2 protein-coding genes are annotated in these 1,562 nt (G+C 68.1%); both read left to right on the top strand.

The annotated features are described in order from the left end of the window. The coding region (locus V6M46_RS09270; protein WP_332664058.1) for an aldo/keto reductase at window positions 1-918 on the top strand (918 nt) is incomplete at its 5' end. 264 nt (window positions 919-1,182) lie between these two features. Next, window positions 1,183-1,437: a hypothetical protein gene (locus tag V6M46_RS09265; RefSeq protein WP_332664055.1), complete on the top strand. Its 255-nt coding sequence runs from the start codon at window positions 1,183-1,185 to the stop codon at window positions 1,435-1,437. Window positions 1,438-1,562: the final 125 nt, after the last annotated feature.

Genomic DNA, 1,562 nt, shown 5'->3' with positions numbered 1-1,562 from the left:
ATGAGCTACGGCGACCCCGATCGTGGCACGCACCCGTGGACGCTGCCCGAGGAGCAGAGCCGGCCGTTCATCCAGCAGGCCCTCGATGCCGGGATCACGACGTTCGACACCGCCAACATGTACTCGGACGGCAGCAGCGAGGAGATCATCGGCCGCGCCCTCGCCGACCTCGCCCGCCGCGAGGATGTCGTCATCGCGACCAAGGTGTTCTACCCGATGGGCGGCGACCCCGACAGCGGCGGACTGTCGCGCAAGTCCGTGCTCACGCAGATCGACGAGAGCCTCCGCCGTCTGGGCACCGACTACGTCGACCTCTACCAGATCCACCGCTGGGACCCCGAGGTCCCGATCGAGGAGACCATGGAGGCGCTCGACGAGGTCGTCACGGCCGGCAAGGCCCGCTTCATCGGCGCCTCGTCGATGTATGCCTGGCAGCTCGCCCAGGCTCAGCACGCCGCCGACCTCAACGGCTGGACCCCGTTCATCTCGATGCAGGACCAGTACAACCTCGTCCAGCGCGAGGAGGAGCGGGAGATGCACCCGTTCTGCCTCGACGAGGGCATCGGGGTGATCCCGTGGAGCCCGCTCGCGCGCGGCCGGCTGACCCGCGACTGGGACGACGTGAGCACGACCCGCAGCGGGACCGACGAGGTCGCGAAGGGCTACTACAAGCAGGCCGACGACTCCGACCGCGCCATCTCGGCCGCCGTCGGCGAGATCGCGGCCGAGCGAGGAGTGTCGCGTGCCCAGGTCGCGCTCGCCTGGGTGCGGCAGCACGAAGTCGTGACGGCACCGATCGTCGGCGCCACCAAGTCGTTGCACCTCGCCGACGCGGTCGCCTCGCTCGACATCACGCTGACCGACGACGAGATCGCCAGGCTCGAGGAGCCGTACGTTCCGCGGCTCCCTGAATTCTGATCCGAAAACACCGTCATAGTGCCGAATGACGGCCGTCTCATGAGTACGACCAGCAATTCGGTCGGTGCAGATCTCGGGGCTGGAACCGGCTCTACATGCACACAGACCCCGCCCGCCGGAGTGCTCCGGCTGACGGGGTCATGTGATGTCCGCACCAAATTCGACAGTCTGACACCATGGCGGCGCTCCATGCCCCACAATCGTGGTGGGAGGGTTGAAAGGGCGAGCCATGCTTGCACTCGTGACGGCAGTTTGCGGCACACGATGCGCTACTACGTCCTGACCACGCCCGCCGGCGCGGAAGTCGTCCGACTCAGCCGGGGCATCGCCTCGTACTTCGACGCCTCGACCGGCCGGTGGATAGCTGACCCGCTGCTCGCGGTCGAGGTGCGCTTCGATGGCGACTGGCGCGAGGTGGAGCCGGCTGAGCTTCCCCCCGGCATCGTGGACGTGGCCGACGAGAGACCCCGGACGCGCTGGACGCGCACTCTGCGCCGCGGCCGCCACTCCCGTGAATGAGGCAGCAGGCAGACTGTCCTTCGTGAACGCCGAGATGCCCGCAGACCTGCTCGACCACGCCCTCGCGGCGAAAGGCTTCATGCCTGAGGACGAAGGGGAGTTCCTGCACCGGGTCGCGCGCGAGC

Source organism: Aeromicrobium sp. (assembly GCF_036676885.1).
GTDB lineage: Bacteria > Actinomycetota > Actinomycetes > Propionibacteriales > Nocardioidaceae > Aeromicrobium.
Note: the sequence above shows the minus strand (reverse complement) of the source record. Positions and strands in the feature narration are given on the sequence as shown.

Excerpts from the sequence above, each read along its gene's own strand:
- V6M46_RS09265 (WP_332664055.1), top strand. The coding sequence starts at position 1,183 with ATGCGCTACTACGTCCTGACCACGCCCGCCGGCGCGGAAGTCGTCCGA.